This is a genomic window from Pseudomonas berkeleyensis, assembly GCF_014109765.1.
Classification (GTDB): Bacteria; Pseudomonadota; Gammaproteobacteria; order Pseudomonadales; family Pseudomonadaceae; genus Aquipseudomonas; species Aquipseudomonas berkeleyensis.
Genome location: NZ_CP059139.1, coordinates 2,300,642 through 2,323,427 on the forward strand (window position 1 = coordinate 2,300,642; position 22,786 = coordinate 2,323,427).

General features: G+C 61.1%; 19 protein-coding genes and 2 pseudogenes. 10 read left to right on the forward strand and 11 right to left on the reverse strand.

Features of this window, described 5'->3' with window-relative positions; genetic code table 11:
* Positions 1-223: 223 nt before the first annotated feature.
* From pqqF to nahK, 5 genes are all read left to right on the forward strand, one after another.
* The gene (gene pqqF, locus HS968_RS10810) at positions 224-2,605 is read left to right on the forward strand and encodes a pyrroloquinoline quinone biosynthesis protein PqqF (RefSeq protein WP_182371238.1); all 2,382 of its coding nucleotides are present in this window, start codon (positions 224-226) and stop codon (positions 2,603-2,605) included.
* A gap of 281 nt (positions 2,606-2,886) precedes the next feature.
* Entirely contained in the window at positions 2,887-4,071 is a 1,185-nt protein-coding gene (locus HS968_RS10815) for a porin (RefSeq protein WP_182371239.1), read from the forward strand.
* Between the two features lie 70 nt (positions 4,072-4,141).
* Positions 4,142-4,534 (forward strand): hypothetical protein, encoded by a 393-nt coding sequence (locus HS968_RS10820; RefSeq protein ID WP_179621831.1) that lies wholly within the window; start codon positions 4,142-4,144, stop codon positions 4,532-4,534.
* A 275-nt stretch (positions 4,535-4,809) separates the two neighbouring features.
* Complete coding sequence (gene nosP, locus HS968_RS10825) at positions 4,810-5,973, forward strand: nitric oxide-sensing protein NosP (RefSeq protein ID WP_179621830.1); 1,164 nt, start codon at positions 4,810-4,812, stop codon at positions 5,971-5,973.
* A complete protein-coding gene (nahK, locus tag HS968_RS10830) occupies positions 5,903-8,545 on the forward strand; it encodes a hybrid sensor histidine kinase/response regulator NahK/ErcS' (protein WP_182371240.1) in 2,643 nt (880 codons plus the stop codon). The genes nosP and nahK overlap by 71 nt, the downstream gene beginning before the upstream one ends.
* A 258-nt stretch (positions 8,546-8,803) precedes the next feature.
* Here nahK and HS968_RS10835 read toward each other — a convergent pair whose 3' ends face one another.
* From HS968_RS10835 to HS968_RS10865, 7 genes are all read right to left on the reverse strand, one after another.
* The gene (locus HS968_RS10835; protein WP_182371241.1) at positions 8,804-9,223 is read right to left on the reverse strand and encodes a GNAT family acetyltransferase; all 420 of its coding nucleotides are present in this window, start codon (positions 9,221-9,223) and stop codon (positions 8,804-8,806) included.
* Between the two features lie 152 nt (positions 9,224-9,375).
* Positions 9,376-10,041: a response regulator transcription factor gene (locus tag HS968_RS10840; RefSeq protein WP_106742548.1), complete on the reverse strand. Its 666-nt coding sequence runs from the start codon at positions 10,039-10,041 to the stop codon at positions 9,376-9,378.
* A gap of 23 nt (positions 10,042-10,064) precedes the next feature.
* Positions 10,065-10,640, reverse strand: coding sequence for a PQQ-dependent catabolism-associated CXXCW motif protein (locus HS968_RS10845; protein WP_182371242.1), 576 nt, complete (start codon positions 10,638-10,640; stop codon positions 10,065-10,067).
* A 349-nt stretch (positions 10,641-10,989) separates the two neighbouring features.
* Complete coding sequence (locus HS968_RS10850; RefSeq protein ID WP_179621826.1) at positions 10,990-11,781, reverse strand: ABC transporter permease; 792 nt, start codon at positions 11,779-11,781, stop codon at positions 10,990-10,992.
* A complete protein-coding gene (locus HS968_RS10855; RefSeq protein ID WP_182371243.1) occupies positions 11,778-12,602 on the reverse strand; it encodes an ABC transporter ATP-binding protein in 825 nt (274 codons plus the stop codon). The genes HS968_RS10850 and HS968_RS10855 overlap by 4 nt, the downstream gene beginning before the upstream one ends.
* The gene (locus HS968_RS10860; protein WP_182371244.1) at positions 12,599-13,564 is read right to left on the reverse strand and encodes a YVTN family beta-propeller repeat protein; all 966 of its coding nucleotides are present in this window, start codon (positions 13,562-13,564) and stop codon (positions 12,599-12,601) included. Before HS968_RS10860 ends, HS968_RS10855 begins: the two co-directional genes overlap by 4 nt.
* Positions 13,565-13,665: 101 nt before the next feature.
* Complete coding sequence (locus HS968_RS10865) at positions 13,666-14,847, reverse strand: ABC transporter substrate-binding protein (protein WP_182371245.1); 1,182 nt, start codon at positions 14,845-14,847, stop codon at positions 13,666-13,668.
* A gap of 246 nt (positions 14,848-15,093) precedes the next feature.
* On the opposite strand from HS968_RS10865, the gene HS968_RS10870 reads away from it, so the two are divergent.
* Genes HS968_RS10870 through HS968_RS10880 form a run of 3 tightly spaced genes read left to right on the forward strand, consistent with a single transcriptional unit; the run spans position 15,094 to position 17,463 of the window.
* Positions 15,094-15,531: a cupredoxin domain-containing protein gene (locus HS968_RS10870; RefSeq protein WP_182371246.1), complete on the forward strand. Its 438-nt coding sequence runs from the start codon at positions 15,094-15,096 to the stop codon at positions 15,529-15,531.
* Between the two features lie 13 nt (positions 15,532-15,544).
* Positions 15,545-16,810, forward strand: coding sequence for a HAMP domain-containing sensor histidine kinase (locus tag HS968_RS10875; protein ID WP_182371247.1), 1,266 nt, complete (start codon positions 15,545-15,547; stop codon positions 16,808-16,810).
* On the forward strand, positions 16,807-17,463 hold the full coding sequence (locus HS968_RS10880; protein ID WP_182371248.1) for a response regulator transcription factor: 657 nt from the start codon (positions 16,807-16,809) through the stop codon (positions 17,461-17,463). The genes HS968_RS10875 and HS968_RS10880 overlap by 4 nt, the downstream gene beginning before the upstream one ends.
* Before the next feature lie 29 nt (positions 17,464-17,492).
* Here the strand turns inward: HS968_RS10880 and HS968_RS10885 are convergent, their stop codons facing one another.
* The 4 genes from HS968_RS10885 to HS968_RS10900 form a co-directional block, all read right to left on the reverse strand.
* The gene (locus HS968_RS10885; protein ID WP_182371249.1) at positions 17,493-18,476 is read right to left on the reverse strand and encodes a hypothetical protein; all 984 of its coding nucleotides are present in this window, start codon (positions 18,474-18,476) and stop codon (positions 17,493-17,495) included.
* Complete coding sequence (locus HS968_RS10890; protein ID WP_182371250.1) at positions 18,473-20,044, reverse strand: AAA family ATPase; 1,572 nt, start codon at positions 20,042-20,044, stop codon at positions 18,473-18,475. Before HS968_RS10890 ends, HS968_RS10885 begins: the two co-directional genes overlap by 4 nt.
* A gap of 265 nt (positions 20,045-20,309) precedes the next feature.
* On the reverse strand, positions 20,310-21,611 hold the full coding sequence (locus HS968_RS10895; protein WP_182371251.1) for a PQQ-dependent sugar dehydrogenase: 1,302 nt from the start codon (positions 21,609-21,611) through the stop codon (positions 20,310-20,312).
* A complete protein-coding gene (locus tag HS968_RS10900) occupies positions 21,608-22,033 on the reverse strand; it encodes a DUF2231 domain-containing protein (protein ID WP_182371252.1) in 426 nt (141 codons plus the stop codon). The genes HS968_RS10895 and HS968_RS10900 overlap by 4 nt, the downstream gene beginning before the upstream one ends.
* A 251-nt stretch (positions 22,034-22,284) precedes the next feature.
* On the opposite strand from HS968_RS10900, the pseudogene HS968_RS26660 reads away from it, so the two are divergent.
* Positions 22,285-22,395: pseudogene (locus HS968_RS26660) on the forward strand (helix-turn-helix domain-containing protein); the annotation flags it as partial.
* A 48-nt stretch (positions 22,396-22,443) separates the two neighbouring features.
* Positions 22,444-22,623: pseudogene (locus HS968_RS26375) on the forward strand (type VI secretion system protein TssA); the annotation flags it as partial.
* Positions 22,624-22,786 lie beyond the last annotated feature (163 nt).

Below are 22,786 nucleotides of genomic sequence, written 5' to 3' on the forward strand. Positions count from 1 at the left end.
CCCAAATGGCTCCTGCCGCTTTTTGTCGCTTGCCCACCTTGGCGGCAACCCTGTGGGCCATCGTTGGGCGACGTGAAGCATCGCTTCTGGCAATTTTTCGCGCTCGCCACGAGCTGTTCGGTGCTTTTGCGACCAAAGTGCTGATCGAACTCGACCCAAAGCAGCATTGTCGGACAGTGGTGCTGGAGGGAATCTAGGCGGCAAGCTGCCCCGAGAATAATCGATGTCTGATCAAGCCGTTCTTGTCAGGCGCCTGAGCAATGGCGCCGAGATCCGTGTCCTGCAACAGCCCTGGACGGAGCGGGTGGGGCTTTGCCTGCGAGTGGCAGTGGGCAGCCATGATGAGCCGCATGCCTATCCGGGGTTGGCGCATTTTCTCGAACATCTGCTGTTTCTCGGTAGCCGTCACTATGCTGCCGAGCAGGGTTTGATGGCCTTCGTCCAGGGGCAGGGCGGTGTGGTCAATGCCTCCACTCAGGCGCGGCATACCGATTTCGTTTTCGAGCTGGCGCCCGAGCAGTTGCAACCCGCGTTGCTGCGGCTGCTGGATATGCTGCGTTGGCCGCTGTTGCAGGTCGAGGCGCAGACGCGCGAGCGCGAGGTGCTGCAGGCCGAATATCAGGCGCGTAGCCAGGATGCCGGCTGCCGCATCGATCATGCCCTAGGCCAGGCTCTGGCCGCTGGTCATCGTTGCGCGGACTTTCTCGCCGGGGATCGTGCGAGCCTGCCGCTCGAGCAGGCGGCATTCCAGATGGCGCTGCATGGCTATCACCAACGCCATTACCAGGCCGGGCGTATGCGTCTGACCCTGGTCGGGCCGCAGCCGGCGGAGCAGTTGCTGGCCATTGTTGAAGAGCTGTTCGGGCAGACTCCAGGCGGTGACGATGAGTTGGGCAGCAGGGCACCGGCCGCTATGCTGCCGTTGCGCGCGCCTCGCTTGAGCCTGCAGCACAGCCGGGCGGGTGTGTACCTGGGCTGCGCCGTGCAGTTGCAGGCGGATGGCCTGGAGCCGGCGCTGGATCTGCTACTCGATGCGCTGCAGGATTCCGCACCCGGCGGCTTGCTCGCGGGGTTGCGTGAGCTGTGCTTGTGTCAGCAGTTGCAGGTGCGGGTGCTGTATTGCCATGCCGGGCAATGCCTGTTGCGTTTCGATTTTGACGGAGCTGAGGGCGCTCGGGGCAGTGCATTGCGGGGTGCCATTCAAGGCTGGTTGCAGTCTGTACAGGACGACCCGAGCTGGGCGTCACGTTTGCGTGAGTGGCGTCAGAGCGCCGCGCTGCGCCAGCTCGTGGCGAGCCCCCTGGCTCTGGCGCAGCATCTGCAAGCGCCGCAGTGCGATGAGGCGTGTACGCTGCGAGCGCTCAAGAACCTGTTGGCACAGATGGCGGCTGATAAGGGCTGGATCGAGTTGCAGTGCAGCGAACAGTCCCAGCCTGACTGGCCCGCTAGCGGCTTGAGCCTGCCATTGTCTGCTCGGCCGACGCGGGAGCCTGTCGTCGTTGCTCGTCGCGACTGGCGTCTACCGCCTGGTGATGCACTGTTGCAGGTGAAGGTGCCAGCCGTGGCCGTTCTACCTGCTGCCCGGCTGCGTCATTACGCCAGCCTGAGCAGCGGTGGCCCGGCGGCGCTGCACTGGCGCGGACGGTTGAACGGTGAGGGCGCTTGGGATGAACTCGATGCCACCTTGCAGGCGCGGATTGGCGATATCCGTCAGCGTGGTGAGCGCTTGGGCATCGTCACCCAACTGAGTGTCCAGCGTGAGAGCTGGACGCTGGTTCTGCAGGGGGCGGCAAGGCTGTTGCCGTGCTTCAGTGCGCAGATACTGCCATTGCTGCTGGCGCCCATCGCTCAGCGGGTCGAGCCGGCCTCTCAGGGGCTGCTGCTGAGGGTACTGCTGCAACGCCTGCCAGCGCTTTGCGAAGCCTCGGGCGAGCTGGAGTTGCAGGGGATGGGAGTCGGTTTTAGCGAGCGTGAGCAGGAACAACTTGCCCAACTCTGCACGAGTGTCGAGCCGCTGCTCGCTCTACCCCCGGTGCGGGGCGATGGGGCGGGGCTCACCTGGCGCCAGACCGTGCAGCCAGGTAGTGATGCGGCGCTGTTGCTGTTCTGTCCGCTGCCTGCTGTCGATGCCTGTACCGAGGCGGCCTGGCGTCTGCTCGGGCAGTTGTTGCAGGGCCGCTTCTTCCAGCGGCTGCGTGGCGAACTGCAGCTCGGCTACGCGCTGTTTGCCGGTTTTCGTCAGGTGCAGGACCGGCGTGGGCTGCTGTTCGCGCTGCAGTCGCCGGTGTGCGATGCGGCCGGCATCTTCGGCCATATCCGCGCGTTTCTCGATGAGCAGCGCGAGTCACTCGCAACGCTGGATGACGCGCTCTTGTCAGGTTGCCGCGCGGCATTGCAGCAGACGCTTCGTCCGCTGCAGGCGAACCTGCCGCGTGCCGAGCAGCTCTGGCAATTGCATCTGGCCGGATTGCCCGAGGTGCACCCGCAACGGGTGCGAGAGGCGTTGGAGGCGCTGACCTCGAGCGATCTGCTCAAGGCTCACGAACAATTGCTGCGAGTGAGCGACTGGCGTGTGCTGGCCAGCGGAGCGCAGTCGCCCGCTTAGGCGCGTTTTCCTTCTTCACGATTTCGTTCTCGGTACGTGCGGCCCGTCCTGCGCTTGCAGTGAGTGCCGGGCTTTTCTACGCCCAAGGACTGCCCAGGTACTACGACCTTTCTCCCGCTACCGGTAGCAGATCGGTCGCGAGTCGCCAGAAGCAGACCGAGACCTCCACGCCAAAGCAGCAGGCAATCGCTGCCAAGGCAGCGTATGGCCAGTCTGACCTGCTTTCGATAATCGCCTCCGACACGACTGCCCTGGTGGTCGCCACTCAAGCGGAGAGCGTTATGAACAACAACAAGATCGCCATCACTCGATTTCTGCCCCTCACTCTGGCTGCCGCCGTCGCCCTTGCGACCGCTCAGCAGGCTGCTGCCGAGATCGTCCTGTACGACAAGGACGACACCACTTTCTCCACCGACGGCTATATCAACGCCTTTTACGTCAACAGCGACGTGAACCGTGACGGCGAGCAATTTGACCGTCGCCAGTCGCGGGTGAAGATGGGCTTTCTGCCTAACTGGATCGGTTTCAATTTCGGCAAGCAGATCGATGGCCTCAAGCTGACCGGCCGCTCGTCCTTCTGGGTCACCATCAACGACAGCGAAACCAACGGTACCGACACTGCCATCGACGTTCGTCAGTTCTACGGCACCGTCTCCAGCCCGGAGTGGGGCGAGGTGCTGGTGGGTAAGGACTTCGGTCTGTTCTCGCGCTCCAACATCTTCCTCGACGAGTTGCTGGCCGGTTATGGCAACGTCTCCGACACCCTCGGTCTGGTCGACGGCACCGGCGTTTCGTTCGGCAATATCGGCACTGGCTACCCGTACCCGTTCCCGACTTCGCAGATCACCTATCGCAACAACAACCTGGCCGAAGGCCTGCGTGTCGCGGTCGGCATCATGGATCCGGTCGACACCAATGACGACAGCGCCACTGGCAAGGCCTATCAGGAAAACCCGCGCTTTGAGTCCGAGGTCAGCTATCAGTTCGATCTGGGTGGCTCGACCATCTACACCTGGGTCAACGGCGCCTACCAGACCTCCGAGAACACCGACGACACCGTCGACAAGGTCACCTCCAAGGGCCTTGGCTATGGCGTGCAGGCCAAATTCGGTGGTCTGTCGCTGACCGGCTCGGGCTTCCAGGCCAAGGGCATCAACCCGTTCTTCACCAACAACCTGGGCGAGCCGACCCTGCGTGACATCGACAGCGACGGCTACCTGCTGCAGGGCTCCTACACCTGGGGCAAGAACCGCGTGGCGCTGTCCTACGGTAAGACCGAGGACGACGGCAACGGCCTGGGCGTGGCGGCGGACTACGAGACCCGCGGCATCGCCTACTTCCGCACCATCAACGACAACCTCAAGCTGGTCGCCGAGTACAACCAGTACCAGATCGATGCCGCTGCCGGCAGTGGTCTGAACGAGGATACCGACACCTTCGCCGTAGGTGCGGTGCTCAGCTGGTAAGCCATTGGCTTGTAGACGACGGGAGGCCTGATGGCCTCCCGTTCTTTTAGGGATCGAAAGAGAAAAATTGATGATCGGACTCTGGAGCCTTCACGCTCAAACCTACCTGCTGGTGTTGGCGATCAGCACCACGCTGGTATTCGCACTACCCATCTTCCTGTTTCCGCTGACCTGGGCGCGTCTGATGCGCTGGCGCATCCCGCAGGATATCGACCTGGCCGTCTACTTCGGTCGTTGCCTGGGTGCCTTCATCCTTATCGTTGAGGTACTGATGTTGCGGGCGGCGCTGACCGGCGAAGCGCTGCACACCACCTTCGAAGTCTTGGCAGCGGTGGCCCTGCTGATGGTGCTGGTGCATGTGCACGGCGCGATCATGCGCATCCAGCCGTGGACGGAAACCCTGGAGATCGGTTTCTACGCCGGGATGTTCGTGCTGACCCTGATGTTCTGGCCTGTGCTTTGAGGGCCGTGGTGCGCGCGGCGCACCCTACACAAGCATGGCGGCGTCCCAGGTAGGGTGCGCCATGCGCACCAGCTATCCCGGTTCGTGATGATGAACGGAGTGGGCGAAAGCCCCCTTCGGCGCCAGATACCTTGTTCCCGATTGCCCTTGGTGCCTGGCGTACTGCTTCGCGAGTACGCCCTACGGATCTACTACCCAGTACTCAAGTAGCATGGGGCGGCCATCGTCAGCTTCGTAAAATTTCCCCCTGATCACTAGGTGTAATGGGGCGTGTTATGGCCTTGGAACAGTCGGAGGGCGTGCTCAGCGCCGTATCCAACACGAAGGATGTCGAGTTGGCCGCTCAGGAACTGGCGCGCCAACTGATCCACCCTTATCTCGGCTTCGTGCTGTTCTTCTGCTCGGCCGAATACGACCTCGACGGCCTTGGCCAGGCGCTGGAGCAGCATTTCGGTGGCGTGAGCCTGGTGGGCTGCACCAGCGCCGGCGAAATCACCCCGCAAGGCTATGGCCGTGGCTGCGTGGTGGCGCTGGGGTTCGACCTGCGCTGTTTCTCCATCGCCAGCGTGCTGATCGACGAGATGGAGCGTTTCAACCTGCTCGATGCGCAGCACTTGGTCGACGGTCTGGTGAAGGATTGCCGCAGCAACGAGCTGGCCTCGATCAAGGGCCACAGCTTCGCCCTGACATTGCTCGATGGACTTTCCAGCCGCGAGGAGCTGGTGCTCGGCGCGCTCAGCGCGGCGTTGGGCAGCATTCCGCACTTCGGCGGTTCGGCCGGCGATGACAACCATCTGACCCATACCCACGTCTACCACGGCGGGCGCTTTCACAGTGGCGCGGCGGTGGTGGTGCTGTTCAACACCTGGCTGGAGTTCGAGGTGTTCAGCTCTCATCACATCGAGCCCAGTGGCGAGAAGCTGGTGGTCACGCGCGCCGACAGCTCCAGCCGGCGCGTCTATGAGCTCAATGCTGCACCAGCGGCGCAGGAATACGCCGACCTGATCGGCGTGCCGCTGGATGCACTGGATCTACGGGCGTTCGCCGCCTATCCACTGGCCGTACGCATCAGCGATCACTACTACGTGCGTTCGATCCAGCAGGTGCATGACGACCTCAGCCTGACCTTCTACTGCGCGGTGGAGAACGGCATCGTCCTCACCGCCATGCGCCCCGGCCCCTTGTTGCCCAACCTGCAGCAACTGTTCGCCGGGCTGGAGCAGCGCCTCGGGCCGCTGCTGCTGACCATCGGCTGCGATTGCTTCCTGCGTCGCCTGGAAATCGAGAACGACGGTGGCGTCGAGCCGGTCGCCTCACTGCTGCGCCAGCAGCGGGTGATCGGCTTCAACACCTACGGAGAGCAGTTCAATGGCATGCACATCAACCAGACATTCACCGGCGTCGCCATTGGTCGCCCCACTGGCCGTAGCGAGCGCTGAACTGCAGGCGCGTTGCGAGGCGCTGGAGCGCGAGAACGACCGCCTCAAGCGCATCAATGCCGCATTGATCGAGCGGGTGGAGTCGATTCACTCACGCGGTGACGACGCCTATGCGGCCTTCCAGCACTCGGTGGTGCTCTCCGAGCAGGTGCGTGAGCGCACCGACGCCTTGAACCAGGCGATGGCCGAGCTGAAGTCGAGCAACCAGTTGCTCAGCGATGCGCGGCTGCGCGCCGAGACTGCCCACCACCATCTGATCGACGCCATCGAGAGCATTTCCGATGCCTTCGTGCTGTTCGATGATCGTCAGCGCATCGTGCTGTTCAACAGCCGTTTCAAGGCGCTGCTGGCCCGCAGCCGCGCACGCATCGGCACTGGTGCGCGACTGGAGGAAATCCGCCGGCTGACCCGCAGCAGCGGCCTGGTTCTGGAGGAGCAGCGCGGCAAGGAGGGCGAGCCGAGCCTGCTGCGGTTGCAGGACGGGCGTTGGGTGCAGGTCAGTGAACGCCCGACCCGCGAAGGCGGCTTGGTGATCCTCTACACCGACATCACCGAGGTGAAGCAAAGCGAGGCGTTGCGCCGTGAGCAGGCGCTGGCGCAGAAGTCGCGCCTGTTGCAGCGTGCGGTCGACAACCTGTCCCAGGGCATGGCCATGGTCAACGCCGAGGGCGCATTGGAGCTGTGGAACCACCGCTTTCTCGAACTCTGCGGGCTGGCGCCGATCAGCGCCCATCGGCCGTTCGCCGAGGTGATGGCCGAAAGTGAGCTCGAACCACTGACGCCAGACAGCCGCGACATTGGCGGCAAACCCCTGCGCCAGGTCGAAGTGCGACTGTTCGACGGACGCATGCTGGAGGTGCGTACCCATCCGTTGCCCACCGGCGGCTTCGTCAACACCTTCACCGACATCACCGAACGCCATCGTCAGGCGCAGGCGCTGAGCGACAGCGAGCGTTGGGTACGCCTGATCACCGACCACGTGCCGGCGCTGATCGCCTACCTGTCGGCCGACCTGGTCTACGAATTCACCAACAAGGTCTACGAAGAATGGTACTGCTGGCCGCGCGGCGCGATGCTCGGGCAGAGCCTGCGCGAGGTGCACAGCGAGGAGCATTGCCAACGCCTGGAGCCTTACGTCGAGCTGGCGTTGTCCGGTGAGAGCGTGACCTTCGAGTTCGCCGAGACCAACCACAGCGGCCAGGAGCGCTATATGCTGCGCTCCTATGTGCCCAATCGTCAGGCCAGTGGCGAGGTGGTGGGCATCTTCGTGCTGATCCGCGACATCACCGAGCGCCGTCGCACTGCCGAGGCGCTGCACCAGGCCTATCACCATCTGGAGCAGCGGGTACGTGAACGCACTGCCGAGCTGACCACGGTCAACGACCAGTTGCGCCGCGAGATCGACGAACGCACGCAGATGGAGTCGCGCCTGCGCGAGGCCAAAGGCGAAGCGGAGCAGGCCAACCTGTCCAAGACCAAGTTCCTCGCGGCGGTGAGCCACGATCTGTTGCAGCCACTGAATGCCGCGCGGCTGTTCACCAGTGCGCTGCTGGAGAAGAACGACCTGAGCGGCTGCGCGCCACTGGTGCGCAACGTCAGCAACTCGCTGGATGACGTGGAAAGCCTGCTGGGTACGCTGGTCGATATCTCCAAGCTCGATGCCGGGGTGATCAAACCGGATATTGCGCCGTTCGCCGTCAGTGAATTGCTGGAGAACCTGGCAGCGGAATATCACCAGATTGCCCGCAGCGAAGGCCTGCGCCTGGATTACCTGCCAAGCTCGGCGCTGGTGCGCAGCGACGTGCAACTGCTGGCGCGGATTCTGCGTAACTTCCTCAGCAACGCCATCCGCTATACCGCCAGCGGGCGCATCCTGCTCGGCTGCCGGCGTCGCGGCAACAGCCTGTCCATCGAGGTCTGGGATACAGGTATCGGTATTCCCGCGGACAAGCTCAACGAGATATTCCAGGAGTTCAAACGCGGCGATACGGTGCAGCGCAAGCAGGATCGCGGCCTGGGTCTGGGCCTGGCGATCGTCGACAAGATCGCGGGCATGCTCGGCCACCGCATTCGCGTGGCCTCGCAGCAGGGCAGGGGCTCGATGTTCGCCGTGGAAGTTCCGCTGACCCGTCGCGCGCCGCGTGCACGCGCGGTACAGGACAGCCCGGATCAACTGCTCGAACGCCTCAGCGGCGCGCGGGTGTGGGTGCTGGATAACGACGCGGCGATCTGCGCCGGCATGCGCACCCTGCTCGAGGGCTGGGGGTGCCGGGTGGTCACGGCGCTGTCCGAGGAAGACCTGGCGCGCCAGGTGGACAACTACCACGCCGAGGCGGATCTGCTGATCGCCGACTACCACCTCGACGACGAGCGCAACGGTGTCGATGCCGTGGCGCAGATCAACGCCCGGCGCAGTTCGCCGTTACCGGCGTTGATGATCACCGCCAACTACAGCAACGAACTCAAGCAGCAGATGCGTGAGCTCGGCCACAGCCTGCTGCACAAACCGGTGCGGCCGATGAAGCTCAAGGCGGCGATGAGTCACCTGATGGAGCGTGGGGCAGGGGCTTGAGGGTGTCGTGAACCCCGGTGCGCATGGCGCACCCTACGGACGCCCTACGCTCAGGCCACCACGATCCCGTAGGGTGCGCTGCGCACACCGAAGCTAGCGAAAACCGAGGTTAGCAGGCTGCTGCAGCGCGAGAACGCGGTGCGAATGGCGCATCATACGACGACCAGGCATCGATCACGCCGTAGGGTGCGCCGTGCGCACCGACGCGTGCGCATCCATGCAATTGAACGCGGTACGCATGGCAAACCCTACGCGTCATCAATCATCCGCGATCAGGCGTTTGCCCAGGCTGACCGAGGCATCGACCTTGTAGCCAAGGCGCTCGTAGAAGGCCAGGGCCGCTGCGTTGGTATCGCGTACCTGCAGGCTGAGCTTGGGGCAGCCCATGGCCAGCAACTGCTCTTCGATGTAGGTCATCAGCTGACGGGCCAGGCCCTGCTGGCGGCGCTCGGGGCAGACCGCCAGGTAGTTGACCCAGCCACGATGCCCTTCGTAGCCGGCCATGGCCGAGGCCACAAGCTTGCCGTCGATCTCACCCACCAGAAAAAGCTCGGGCTGCACCTGCAGCTTGCGCTGGATGTCCTTGTGCGGATCGTTCCAGGGGCGGGTCAGGTCGCAGCGTTGCCAGAGGTCGACGATGGCGGCTTCGTCAGCGAGCCGGAAAGGGCGGATGTGCATGGTGGGCTCCAATCGGTGAGGCCGCCGTTTTAGCACGGGTTGATGACGGGAGTCAGGACAAACTCGTCCGGCACTCCCGCGCAGGCGGGAGCCCAGTGGCATCACGGTTTCTGGGTTCCCGCCTGCGCAGGAATGACGGCCACCTTCAACAGCTAGCGCCGCAGATAGGACGCGAAATCGATATCGCCGGCCGAGAGAATGGCCTGCACGCGGTTGTGCACGTTGAGTTTGCGCAGAATGGCCGAGACATGGGCTTTGACCGTGGTTTCGGCGATATCCAGGCTGTAGGCGATCTGCTTGTTCGACTCGCCCTTGGTCATGCGCTCGAGCACCAGCAGTTGCTTGCGCGTCAGTGCCTGCAGCAGCTCTGGCGGGATGCTGTGGTTGTCGTGATGGGGGCGCGAGTTGCTGCTCTTCTGCGAGCGGATGATGTCCGGCGGCAGGTAGACGTTGCCGTCGAGAATCTGCGCGATAGCGTCGGTCATCTGTGCGCGCGGCGAGGATTTGGTGATGAAACCCACTGCGCCGTAGGTGATGGCCTGCAGCACGATCTGCTTGTCCTGCTCGGCCGAGACGATCACCACCGGAATGGTCGGCGCCTCGTTGCGCAGGTTCATCAGCCCGCCCAGGCCGTGCATGCCGGGCATGTTCAGGTCGAGCAGGATCAGGTCCAGGTCGTCGTGGCTCTGGGTCAGCTCCAGGGCGCTGTCCAGGTCGGCGGTTTCCATGATCTCGCTGCCGGGAAAACCGTCGGCGATGACGTTATGGATGGCTTCACGAAACAGCGGATGGTCGTCGGCAATCAGAATCTTGTACATGGCCTTGCACCTCGTTGTTGTGATTATGGGGTGGCGGTGGGCGTGAGGAAAGCGGCAGGCAATTCGGCCGGTTGGGCGGGCGCCACCGGCAGGCCGGCCTGTTCCCAGGAGTCGATACCATCACGATACCAATACAGCTGGCGGTATCCCATGGCATGGGCGCGGCGCGCGGCATTCCAGCTCGGCCAGCAGTCGGGGCGGCAATAGAAAACGAAAGGCTTGTCCAGGTCGCCTTTGCTGGCCTGGCTCAGATAGTGGGTGAAGTAGCGCAGCCATAACGCTTCCAGGTTTCCGCTGCCGGTATTGGGTAGCCACAGACTGCCGGGGATGTTGGCGTGGGGCTCTTCTTCGATGAAACGATCATGGCGCCACAGCTGGCGGTAGACATCGATCAGTTGAACATCGGGGCGTTCGTTGAGCAGCTTTTGCAGGGCGGGAGTATCGAGAACCTGAACACCTTCAAGCGTTGACGGTGTCGGGCTGCGGTACTGATTGCTGCGGTAGCCCTCGGCATCGAACAGCTCTTCGGCGTCCACGACGCAGACCAGCAGCAGGGAGGCGAGCATCAAGCCTGCTTGCACGGGCAGACGGTACTTCATGGCAAGGTCTCTACTTATTGTTGTGGCGGTATTACAGGCCATGGTCGCAAGCTTGGGAATTCTACGTTGGAGAGGAAAACCAGTACCAAAGTAGTAGAGGTGACTGGTGAGAGTGGCTGGAATCTGTCGTAGGAAGGCTAGGCTTGGCGTGTACTGGCGGACTGTTCGCTTCGCTCCGAGCGGTCGGCGTCCCGATCCGCCCTACGGGTCGAGTGCAGTCTACGTACAGGCATTTGCCGTAGGGCGTACTCGCGAAGCAGTACGCCATCAGATTTGCGTGTCTACGAAGACCGGCGGGCTGTTCGCTTCGCTCCTGAGCCCGCCCTACGAACGAAGCCGCCCTACGGCATTAACCCGCCTTGCGCAGCGCGGCATGTTGCGGATTGAAGCTGGCCACGGCGAGCAGCGTCAGCAGCACCGTCAGGCCGGTGCAGATCAGCAGTGCATCGACATGCAAACGCAGGTACAGCGCGTTGCGCACCAACTCCACCGCGTGGGTGAAGGGATTGACCGCGCACAGCCAGTACAGCCACTCGCTGGACTCGCGCATTTTCCACAGCGGATACAGCGCCGACGACAGGAAGAACATCGGGAAGATGACGAAATTCATCACCCCGGCGAAGTTCTCCAGCTGGCGAATGCCGTTGGATAGCAGCAGCCCCAGTGCGCTGAGCAGCAACGCTACCAGCAGCAACGCCGGCAGTGCGGCGAGCAGGCCCCAGGCTGGCGGTTGCACGCCATACACCCAGGCGATGGCGAGGAAGGCATAAACCTGCAGCAGCGAGATCAGCGCCGTGGCCAGTAGCTTGGCCACCAACAGGAAGGCGCGCGGAAGCGGGCTGGTGAGCAGCACGCGCATGCTGCCCATCTCGCGGTCGTAGACCATCGACAGCGAGCCCTGCATGCCGTTGAACAGCAGAATCATGCAGGCCAGGCCCGGCACGATGTAGGTGTCGTAGGTGATGTAGGTGTCGTACGGCTCGATGATGGCGATGCCCAGCGCGGCGCGAAAGCCAGCGGCGAACACCAGCAGCCACAGCAGCGGGCGCACCAGGGCGCTGAGAAAGCGCGAGCGCTGCAGCACGAAGCGCAACCATTCGCGTAGCACGATACCGCGCAGGCATTCCCAGTAGACGCTCATGGGTGGACACCTCGTGTAGGGTGCGCCGTGCGCACCGAGGCTGTTTCGCTATTGCCGTTGTCGTCATCGAGTCGCGGCCGCAGCGCCTCACGCACATGCCCACGGCCCAGCGCCTCGTCGCCGGTCAGGCGGGCGAAGCTGATGGCCAGGTCGTCGCCGAGCTGGCTGGCCTTGCCCCAGCCCACGCGCTCGCCACGATGCAGAATCAGCAAGTCGTCGCTGGACTCGACCTCGTCCAGCAGGTGGGTCGTCCACAGCACGCACAGGCCCTGCTCGCGGCACAGGTTGCGCACATGCCGGCCGAGCGCCAGACGGCTGGCCGGATCGAGCCCGGCGCTGGCCTCATCGAGCAGCAGCAGGCGTGGCTGGTGGAGCAGAGCGCGGGCGATCTCCACGCGGCGACGATGGCCGCCATTGAGCGTGCGCACCTTGTCGTGACGTCGGTCGGCGAGATCCTGGCGCAGCAGTTCCTCGTCGATACGCGCCTGCGCCTCGCGGCGTGGCATGCCGTGCAGTGACGCGTGGTAGGCGAGGTTCTGCTGCACCGACAGGTCGAGATCCAGCGTGCTCTGCTGGAATACCACGCCGAGCTGGCGCAGTGCCTGGCGTGGCTCATCGCGCAGGCTGTGGCCGAAGATGCGGATGTTGCCCTGCTGCAGGTCGTACAGGCGCGTGAGCAGGGCAATCAAGGTGGATTTGCCGGCGCCGTTGGGGCCGAGCAGGGCGCCGAAGCGCCCCGGCGCCAGTTCGAAGGCCAGGTCGCTGAGCGCCTGGCGCGCGCCATAGGCGAAGCCGACGCCACTCACTTCCAGCGCATTCATGGCGTCACCACCACGCCCCAAGGGTAGCGGCCGACCTTGATCGACTTGGTCACCTTGAGTGAATCGACATCGATCACCGACACATCACCACTGACGCCATTGGTGGTCAGCAGGCGCTTCTGATCCGGGGTGAACGCCAGATGCCAGACGCGGCGGCCCACCAGCAGATAGTCGAGAATCTCGAAGCTCTTGGCATCCACCACCGCCACATGGTTGGCCGGGCCGAGGGCGACGAAGGCGTACTTGCCGTCATCGGTGAGCTTGACCCCCACCGGCTGCACCTTGTCCGGGTGCACGCCCTTGATGGCGAACTTCAGCACCTTGAGCACCTGGCGCGAATCCACGTCCAGCACCGTCACCGTGCCGCCGATCTCGGCCGAGGCCCACAGGCGTTTGCCGTCCTTCTCGAACTCGACGTGGCGCGGGCGCTGATCGACCAGGGTGTTGTCCACCAGTTGATTGGTGCTGGTGTCGATCCAGTGCAGCATGTTGGTGGTCTCGCTGGTGTTGACCGCCCACTTGCCGTCCGGGCTGACGGCCATGCCTTCCGGCTCCACGCCGACTTCGATCTGCGCCAGCACCTCGTCGCTCTGGGTATCGACCACCGTGACCAGGGCATCGTCCTCGTTGGAGATGTACAGCCAGCGGTCGTTGGGGTGCAGGGCGAACTGCTCGGGGTCGGCGCCGGAGGGCAGCTCCTTGATGATCTTGCGCGTGGCCAGATCCATCACCTGCACTCGATCCGAGTCGCTGGCGCAGATGTACAAAAGCTTGTTGTCGGAGGACAGCAGCAACCCGCGCGGGCGCATGCCAACGTCGAGGGTGGCGGTGACTTCCAGGCTGTCGAGATCGATGACGCTGATGCTGTCATCCTTTTCGTTGGACACATAGGCGGTGGCGGCAAAAGCCGAGTGGCAGGCCAGGCCCAGGGCGACGGCGCAGGCGAGACGGGTAAGGCGCATGGGGTTGATCCTCTTGTTGTAGTCGTGTGCAGCCGTGTTTTTGGATGGTGCGCACGGCGCACCCTACGGGCCAGCGTCGGTAGGGTGCGCCGTGCGCACCGTCAGTTGGTGGTGCCGGCCAGATCGCAGCTCACCTCAGGCCGGTCATAGCCGAGGCTGTCCATTTCGTTGCTCGGATGGAGGAAACCGTCCTGCGGTGAGGTGCTGACCAGCGCGCGCGGGTGCACCAGCTCGATAGGTTGGCGCAACTCGCCGTTCCACGGGCGGAAGCTCAGCTTGCGACCCTTGAAACCATCCAGCGGCAAGTCGGCGGACAGCACCAGAGTGCGAATGGCCTGCGGCTCGGCGGCGCGTAATTTGGTCACGGCGGCGGCGACGCTGCGCACAGCCATCCAGGCGGCGAAGTCGCGGTCGTTCATCCAGCGTCCGGCCAGTTCCTCGAAGCGCTTCTGCAGTTGCGCGGCGCCGAAGGTTTCCACTGTTTTGTGCCAGGCGGTTGGGGTCAGGCCCTGGGTGCCGGCCACCGGGCGCGGGTACCAGGTGTTGTAGGGCAGGTACTCGCCGAAGTCGCCGCGCTCGTCGGCCACCAGTACCACGTCGTATTCGGCGGTCTGGGTGAACAGCGGCATTTCCGCCTGGGCACTGCGGCGCTGGTCGTTGTCGAAGCTCCAGGGCTTCTCGGCGACGATCGTGTGGCCGAAACGTTTGGCGGCGCGCTTGAGCGCATCGGCGTAGGCGATGTCGTCCTCGGTGCTGCCGGTCACCAGCAGCCAGCGTGTCCATTTGCGCACGGCGAGAAACTGCGCCAGCGCGTCGGTCAGCATCGCGCGGCTGGGCAGGGTGTGCAGCACGTTGCCCAGGCATTGCGCACGGCGCAGGTCGTCGTCGGCGCTGCCGGCATTGAAAAGCAGGCTGTCCGGCAGCTTTGCACTGAGCTGGCGCAGGGTCGCGGCGGGGGCGTTGATCACGAACAGGCGGATGCCGGCCTGGTGTTGTCGTTCAGCGGCGGCGAACAGCTCGGCAGCATCGGCGCTCTCGGCGCTCTGTAATTCGAACTGCTGCTTGAGGAAGCGCCCGGTGCTGTTGCTGTCGATGATCGCCAGCTCGGCGCCACGGCGGCCGGCGTCCAGCGGTTCGGGGATGACGTTGGACAGCAGCGGGCCTTGCGGTGGCAGGTGCGCCAGGTAGCCGATGCGCACCTGCAGTTCATCTGCTACCGCACTCGTCGCCAGGCCGAGCGCGGCAGTGAGGCAGAACAACAGACGGCAACCGATCCGGTGCATGGGGCGACTCCTGCAGAGGGTGCCGCCAGCATAGAAAGCGTTGCCGGGCCGGGAAATATGCCCAAGGTAGCGCCGGACACGTACGAAGGTAGTAGTCCCTCGAGTGGCAATGGCTTACGCGGCGCCGGCTGGAACCGGGAAATATGCCCAAAGTACCAGCCCATCAGTACCAAGGTAGTAACCCGGCGCGGGGCTTTACTTCCTAGCATGGCAGGCAACGTCCAATAACAAGAACAGGTGAACGCCATGCGTATTCTCAAGGCCTTGCTGCTGCCGCTGCTGCTGATCATCAGCCTGCTCGGCGTTGACCAGCTTCATGCCGCTGGCGACATGACCCGGCGCCCGGTAGCGCTGCCCGATCTGGTGCTGGGCAGCGAGGAGAGCGACTACTCCATGTCGCAGAGCGAGTACCAACTGGAAACCGGCCAGGCCTACCAGCTCAAGATCATCGCCAGCGGGCAGAAGGAGTACGCCTTCCAGGCGCCGGAGTTCGCGACCTCCATCTACCTGCGCAAGGTCGAGGCGGGTGGTGTGGAGATCAAGGCAGTCACCCTGACCGAACTGGAGTTCGAAGAAGCCGGTGAGGCGGAGATTTTCTTCCTGCCGGTCAAACCGGGCAAGTTCCGCTTCTATGCCAAGGGCCTGGAAGGTAAGGGCATGCTCGGCCATTTCGTGGTCAAGTAGCGTGGTCAAGTAGATGACCACCCTCGGCCGTATCAACCTCGGCGTCAGCCTGCTGTTCGTGCTGGTGACTCTGGCTGGGCTGGTGCTGCTGTTGCGCCAGGCCAGCCACGATGTGCAGCGCGAGCTGCTGGCTGCTGAAGCCGTGGTCGAATACCTCGGTGAAGTGGCGCGCAGCAACCCTGGCAGCCTGCGCCCGGAGCTGACCGAGAACCTGCGGCATATTCGCGTGAGCTGGCTGCGCCCGGGTGAAGAGCCCAAGCAGCAAACCGAGAGTGCCATCGAGCACTGGATCGCCGAACGCTTGCTGGGCTCGGCATTACTGGTGGCCGATGCCTGGCCGCTGGACGATGGCCGCGAGCTGCGCATCGCCCTCGATCCCTACGACGAGATCGAGGAAATCTACGACTCGCTGCTGCAATTGCTGCTGCTCAGCGCCTTTGCTCTGATCCTCAGCCTGCTCACCATCCGCTTTGCCGTGCGCCGTGCTCGGCGTGTGTTGGACGAGCTGCTTACCGGCCTGCGCGAAGTCGGTGCCGGCCACTTCGATACGCGCCTGCATGACCACGGCCTGTCCGAGGCCAAGCATCTTGCAGCGCACTTCAACGACATGGCCATCACCCTGCAACAGGTGCAGGCGGACAACGCCGAGCTGACCCAGTCGCTACTGGAGCTGCAGGAGCGTGAGCGCACGCGCCTCGGCCAGGCCCTGCATGACGATCTGGGCCAGTACCTCAGCGGTATTCGCGCCCAGGCCTGCCTGCTCAAGGTGATCGCCGACCGGCCGCAACAGGTGCAGGACACCGCGCGCCTGCTTGATGACAACTGCGAGCGCCTGCAGCAGGGCTTTCGCAGCCTGATCCGCGACCTCTACCCGGTGGTGCTGGAGCGCCTGGAGCTTGGCCCGGCGCTGCAGCAACTGGCCGCCGACTGGCAACAGGCGCAAGGCATTCGCTGCCGCCTGCAACTGGGTGAACAACTGCCGAGCCTGCCGCTGGCGAGCAAGGCCCACCTCTATCGCCTGGTACAGGAGGCGCTGACCAACGTCGCCCGTCATGCAGATGCCAGTGAAGTACGCATTCGCCTGCAGAGCCGTGGCCAGGGTTTGCGCCTGTTGGTGCGCGATAACGGCCGTGGCACGGCTTTGCCGCTGCGCCCCGGCATCGGCCTGCGCTCGATGCGCGAACGCAGCCGTAGCCTCGGTGGCGAACTGCGCCTGCACAGTCGCCCGCAAGCGGGCTGGGCGCTGTGCCTGAACATTCCTCTGGAGGCGATGCGATGAAGGTTCTACTGGTGGACGATCACGCTGTGGTGCGTCAGGGCTACGCCAGCCTGCTGCGCGCCTTGTTGCCGGAAGTGCAACTGCGTGAGGCCTGCGATGGCGAGCAGGCCTTGCTGCGCGTGCAGGAAGAAATTCCCAACCTGGTGATCATGGATATCGGCTTGCCCGGCATCAGCGGTCTGGAAACCACCCGCCGCCTGCGCCAGCGCCTGCCGCAACTGCGCGTGCTGTTCTTCAGCATGCACGACGAACTGCCCCTGGTGCGCCAGGCATTGGATGCTGGCGCCATCGGCTACCTGACCAAGAATTCATCACCGGAAGTACTGGTGGAAGCGGTCAAACGCACCGCCGCCGGCCACGCCTATATCGAACAGCAACTGGCTACTCAACTGGCCTGCAACCCCGCCAGTGGCGATGGCCTTGACCCGCGCCTGCGTGAACTGACCCAGCGTGAGTTTGAAATCTTCGTGATGCTTGCCCGCGGCCTGCCTCCCCGGCAGATCGCCGAGAAGCTGTGCATCAGCGCCAAGACTCTGTCCAACTACCAGACCCTGGTGAAGAACAAGCTGCAGATCAGCTCGCAGGCGGAGCTGGTGCACCTAGCCATCGATAGTGGGGTCGTGCGAGTGGGCACAGACTTAAAGTTTTCCTGAGGGCAATAAAAAATTGTGGCTTAGATTTTTTAATCTGAGCACTCTCTCCATAAAAGTTTTTTTCTGAGCGCAGTCTCTCTTTGTGGGATTTCACTATTGTGGTCATATCTTGCGGTAAAAGTGGAGCGAGGAAATGGTGGTAGACCAAATATCCTCATTCCATTGCCTACTTGGCATATGTGACGGTCAAATCCCATTAGTCTGTCATGAGATTCACCTTGGAAGAAAGATTCTTGAGCTGATATTAATTCCCAGCTCTCTAGGGCTTGATAGAGTGCGGGGGATTTAATGATTGATTTGTAAAAAAAATCATAAATGCCGGTGTGGAATTCGCTGTTTTTTATGTCGCCATAGGAAATGATTTTTACATGATATTTTTTCCCCATTTTGGAAAGGAATGTGAAAAAATTTTTCATGCTACTTTCTTTATCTTTTCTTTGAGCTGATTCCCACGTGTTTTGGAAGAAATATCTGTCTATGATTGTTATTTTTTTTGAAAATTTGGCAAGAGGCTCGAAGCGGTCGACCCAAACATGCTCTGCAGAAGTGTGGCCAAATATGTCTGATCGAGATAGATTTAGAGAGTTTTGAAAATTTATTGATTCACTACATAGGCCAGCACCAAGCATTTCAAAACCAGTCTGAGAGCAATGGGCTTTACAATCAACTCCTCCGCTAAGTACGAAACATGTCTCATCATTTGAAAAGGCTGTTTTAAACTGTTTGCTGAGGCTGCAAGAATCTGCAAAGTTTTCAAAGCTGGAAAAATTCCACCAGCTTGTATTTAGTTCGGAGCTTTTTCCATACTCTGCAGCGGTTAACCATCGCTGCTTATATTTTAGAGGTAGTTTTTCTATTAGGTTTAAAAGATCTCTTCGTCCATTTTTGGGGAGGATCAGTACTCCGTGATCTATCCAGCTTCTTGTGATGAAATCGTGTATGGCACTAAGGTTTTCGTTGTTTAGGCCTGCGGAGGTGAAGAAGTCCTCGTCCAGTGAGAAATTTGTAATCATTGATCGATTTCCAGATTCGTTGAAAGCCCCATTTTTTCTCTTAGTCGTTCTTCAAAAAAACCCTCCGGCCAGGAGTCAATAAAGTCCCCTTCTTTGTCTAAGCGTATAGGTATTATTTGGCCACCCTCTTCGGTTGGCTCGACGTAAATAATTGAAACGTCTCTAGGCAATAGTTTACCTGCAGCGATTAGGCGTTGTAGTCGTATCATCAACGACTCGCTGTGAGTCTCTACAATCCATTGATTCGATTTGCATGTTTTGACGAAAAAATTAGCCAAATGTGCTTGGAGACGAGGATGCAAGTGAATTTCAGGTTGTTCTACACATATTACGCTATCATCCCTTACGAGTCCCTCCACGATGATCGGAAGCATTTGTCCTATACCGAAGCCAACATCTGAGGGGCCTACCATTACACCTGTTCTGTTGTCCATCAATTGAAGGCATATTACTGGGCCAGAAACATCATTTCCGATTCCATCTGATGAAAGTTTGTATGGAACCTCAAACATTGAGAACCACTGATTTATATCTTCAGTTATTTCGGGGCGCTCATAAATGAACTTTGCTACATTCTCTCCCTGCTTTCCCACAGAGTCATTTTGGTCGGTTTTTGGGGCGTAAAAACGGCTGGGGTGACTTCTTAGCGGCCCTAGGTAACTAATGGATGAAAATTTCTCTTTGAGGTCTCTTGCTAGGCTGGAGAACGCCATGTTTAGCTGTATTAAGCTGTTGAAGTCGAAGTCTTTGTGCATTCGGCTCTCGAACTCTGCGGTAGAGGGCGTCGCATAGTTGATGTCGCTTTTGAATTTCAAGCCATCAAGGAGCTTCGATATATCATTTTTGCTGAATTCGTGACGTTTGCTTCGATGATTGCTTAAGTAAGTATAAGTCGATTCCCAGGCATCTTTATCGAGGAATTTAAATTTCTTGGCGGCTGCAACTAGTTGTGCAGATTTTTTCTTGTTGAGACTTTGCTCGCTTTCTGGTGAGACTTTTTCGGGTGTACTTTTCTTCTCAAAGTTCAGGCCGAGTCGGCGAGGTTCACTTAATTCAGTTATAGTTTCTAACTCTGAAATTACAGAAGTTGAAAATAGTATCTCCTTTTTTTCTCCAGCCCTCACGATTGTGCTCATCGTGTTGAGGTACGAGAACCCTCTTTTTTTCTCAAGTTCGCTGGATTTATTCTTGGGTGAGTCGTTTATTAGGTAATACTTATAATTTAGCTCGTATTCTCGGACTGTAGATTTTCCGAATACATCTAGACCGAAGTCAGAATATGATTGCTTCTTTGTTGGCTTGTATGTTAGTCGGAAAGATATGTCCCTGTTTAAGTCATGGCCGTGAACCATTGATGAGAAATCACCGAGATCGACAAATTCTCCATTTGATACGAGACCTCCTTGAAGGTTGGGCCTCGTAAGAGATTGCTTTAATAGCATTATGGAGTGAATGATTGAACTTTTGCCGGAGGAGTTTGGTCCGTAGATTAATGTTATTGGTGCCAGATTTATCTCTTGCCAAGCTGAAAAGGCTTTGAAATTTTTAATAGACAGTTTTTCTAACATGGCAGTCCCTGGCGTTAGTTGTGTTAAGGCTTGTGTCTCTGGATATACTATCTATGGACGTGCGTGATGGCAATTGGCTTCTTTTATCAGCCACTTTGTCCGCATAGATACCTGTTGGCTGCAGCGATTTGATCGTTAACACGCTCTACGTGGGAACGCAGCCCTCGACTCTCTGCGTTGACTTACAAGCAGTTGTGCGCCCGAGTCAGCTGGCGTTGCCAGCCTACTCCTACGCAGAGCGTAGGAGCCATGTAGCTTCACAAGATCACTCGCTATCTTCCCGCACTACCCGCCAAACCGTATTCGCCAGATCATCGGCCACGATCAGTGCGCCGCTCGGATCGACCGTCACGCCCACCGGACGGCCTCGGGTTTTGCCGTCTTCATCGCGAAAGCCGGTGACGAAGTCGATGGGGTCGCCTGAAGGGCGGCCGTTTTCGAACGGCACGAAGATCACCTTGTAGCCCACCGGATTCTTGCGGTTCCAGCTGCCGTGCTCGCCGACGAATACGCCATCGGCATACTGCTCACCCATCACCTCGCTGGAGAAGTCCAGGCCCAGGGCGGCGACGTGGGCGCCGAGGGCGTAGTCCGGGGCGATGGCGCTGGCGACCTTGTCCGGATTCTGCGGTTTCACCCGTGGGTCGACGTGTTGGCCGAAGTAGCTGTAGGGCCAGCCGTAGAAGCCGTCTTCCTGCACCGAGGTGAGGTAGTCGGGCACCAGATTCTCGCCCAGTTCGTCGCGCTCGTTGACCACTGCCCACAAGGTGCCGGTACCGGGTTGGATGGCCAGTGCGGTGGGGTTGCGCAGGCCGGTGGCGTAGGGTTTGTAGGCGCCGGTTTCGGCGTCCACCTGCCAGACCAGGGCGCGGTCGACTTCAGCCTCCATGCCACGCTCGGTGATGTTGCTGTTGGAGCCGATGCCAACGTACAGGTAGCGGCCGTCTTCGCTGATGGTCAGTGCCTTGGTCCAGTGATGGTTGATCGCCGAGGGCAGGTCGGCGACCTTGCTCGGCGGGCCGCTGGCTTCGGTCTGGCCTTCTTCGTAGTCGAAGCGCACCAGTTCGTCCTGGTTGGCCACGTACAGGTTGCCTTCGTACAGGGCCAGGCCGTAGGGCGCATTGAGGTTTTCGGCGAACACCGTCTGCAGCTCGTAGGTGCCGTCGCCATCGGCATCGCGCAGCAGGGTCAGGCGGTTGCCGCTTGCCACCGTGGTGTTGCCTCGTGCCTTGATCACGCCAGCGATCACGTCCTTGGGCTTGAGCTTGGCCGCGTTGCCGCCACGGCCTTCGGCGACGAGGATATCGCCGTTGGGCAGCACCAGGGTTTGCCGGGGAATCTTCAGGTCGGTGGCGATGGCGCTGACGCTGAACCCTTCGGGCACGGTGGGTCGCTGATCGCCCCAGGGCGTCGGCTCGGCGATGGTCATGCTTGGCAGGATGCCGCGTTCGGGCTCGGGCAAGTCCGGCTGGGCGCCGTAGAACTGCTGGTTGCTGCCGGGCTCTTCGCCGCAGGCGGTCAGCAACAGGATCAGGGGCAGGGCGGTCAGTGCGATGGCGGTTTTCATCGGGCATCTCCTGTGCGTGGCTGGGCGAGGCCGACCCATGTGGCGGCGCAGGCCAGCAGGGTGACGATCACCGACAGGGCCAGACCCATGGGCATGGCGGCCCAGGCGTCCTTGGCGTGTTCCAGTGCATTGATGAAACCCAGTACCCAGGTGACCAGAAGCAGCAGGAAGTAGGTAAGCGGGCGCGGGTTGCCGCGATTTCGGAACAGTCCGACGAGGGCGAACAGCAGCGCCAGGCCGGCGAACACCAGTGCGCCGGCGATCAGCCAGGAGGCGAAGTTGCTCCACTGGATCTGGTAGCTGCGGTAGTAGGCGATGTCGGCGATCAGGGCGCCGAGAAACAGCGGCACCTGGCCGCACAGCAGGGTGGCGTGCAGGGGACTGAGAATGTTGGGGTAGGCGTGTGGCGTTGCGGTGGTCACGGCAGATCCCTCTTGGGTCGTTGATGGACGGCTGCTCACGGGGAGCGGCCTCGATCCGACTGTTCCTAAAAAGGGATTGCCCTGTAGGGGCATGGTTCAGAGTGTTTTTTGTGGAGGGGGCCGTGCCGCATGGTCTGTCCCGGGCAGAGTGGACGCTGACTTAAGGTGGATAATGTCCGCCGCAAGGAGTGTTCATGACCCAGACCAGCCGATGTTTTCCCGAATCTTTCAAACGCGAGGCAGTAGACCAAATGCTTGCCGGCACGCCGCTTCGTCATGTAGCCAAGACGCTGGGCATCGCTGAAAGCCTGTTGGGCAAATGGAAGCGCCAGTTCGAACAGCAAGGTGATGATGCCTTTCTGGGCAATAGCAAGCAGCGCGGCGAGAGTGCAGAGTTGCGCCGGCTACGCCGGCAACTGGCACAGATCGCCGACTACCTGGCCAGAACCGAGCCGCACAGTCCCGTCCCCTACGTCATTCGTCGGGCCGTGGAGTGGGGTAACCAGCCTCTTGGTGAGCTGCTGGACGAGTTGATCAGCGCTGACGCCGAGTCCCGGCGTCTATGGAAGCTACTGGGGGTACTCAAGTAAAAAGCGTCGAGGCAATAGGGGACGCTACAGCGTGTTCGAACGTCCCCGATACAAATAGCCCTGCATGAAAGCCTGGTCATCGTTGAACCTGGCGTCAAGGGCGCGTGGGTGACTGCCGGCAGGGCGTTCACTTCTCGCTGCGCACAAGGCTCTCCAGCGGTTG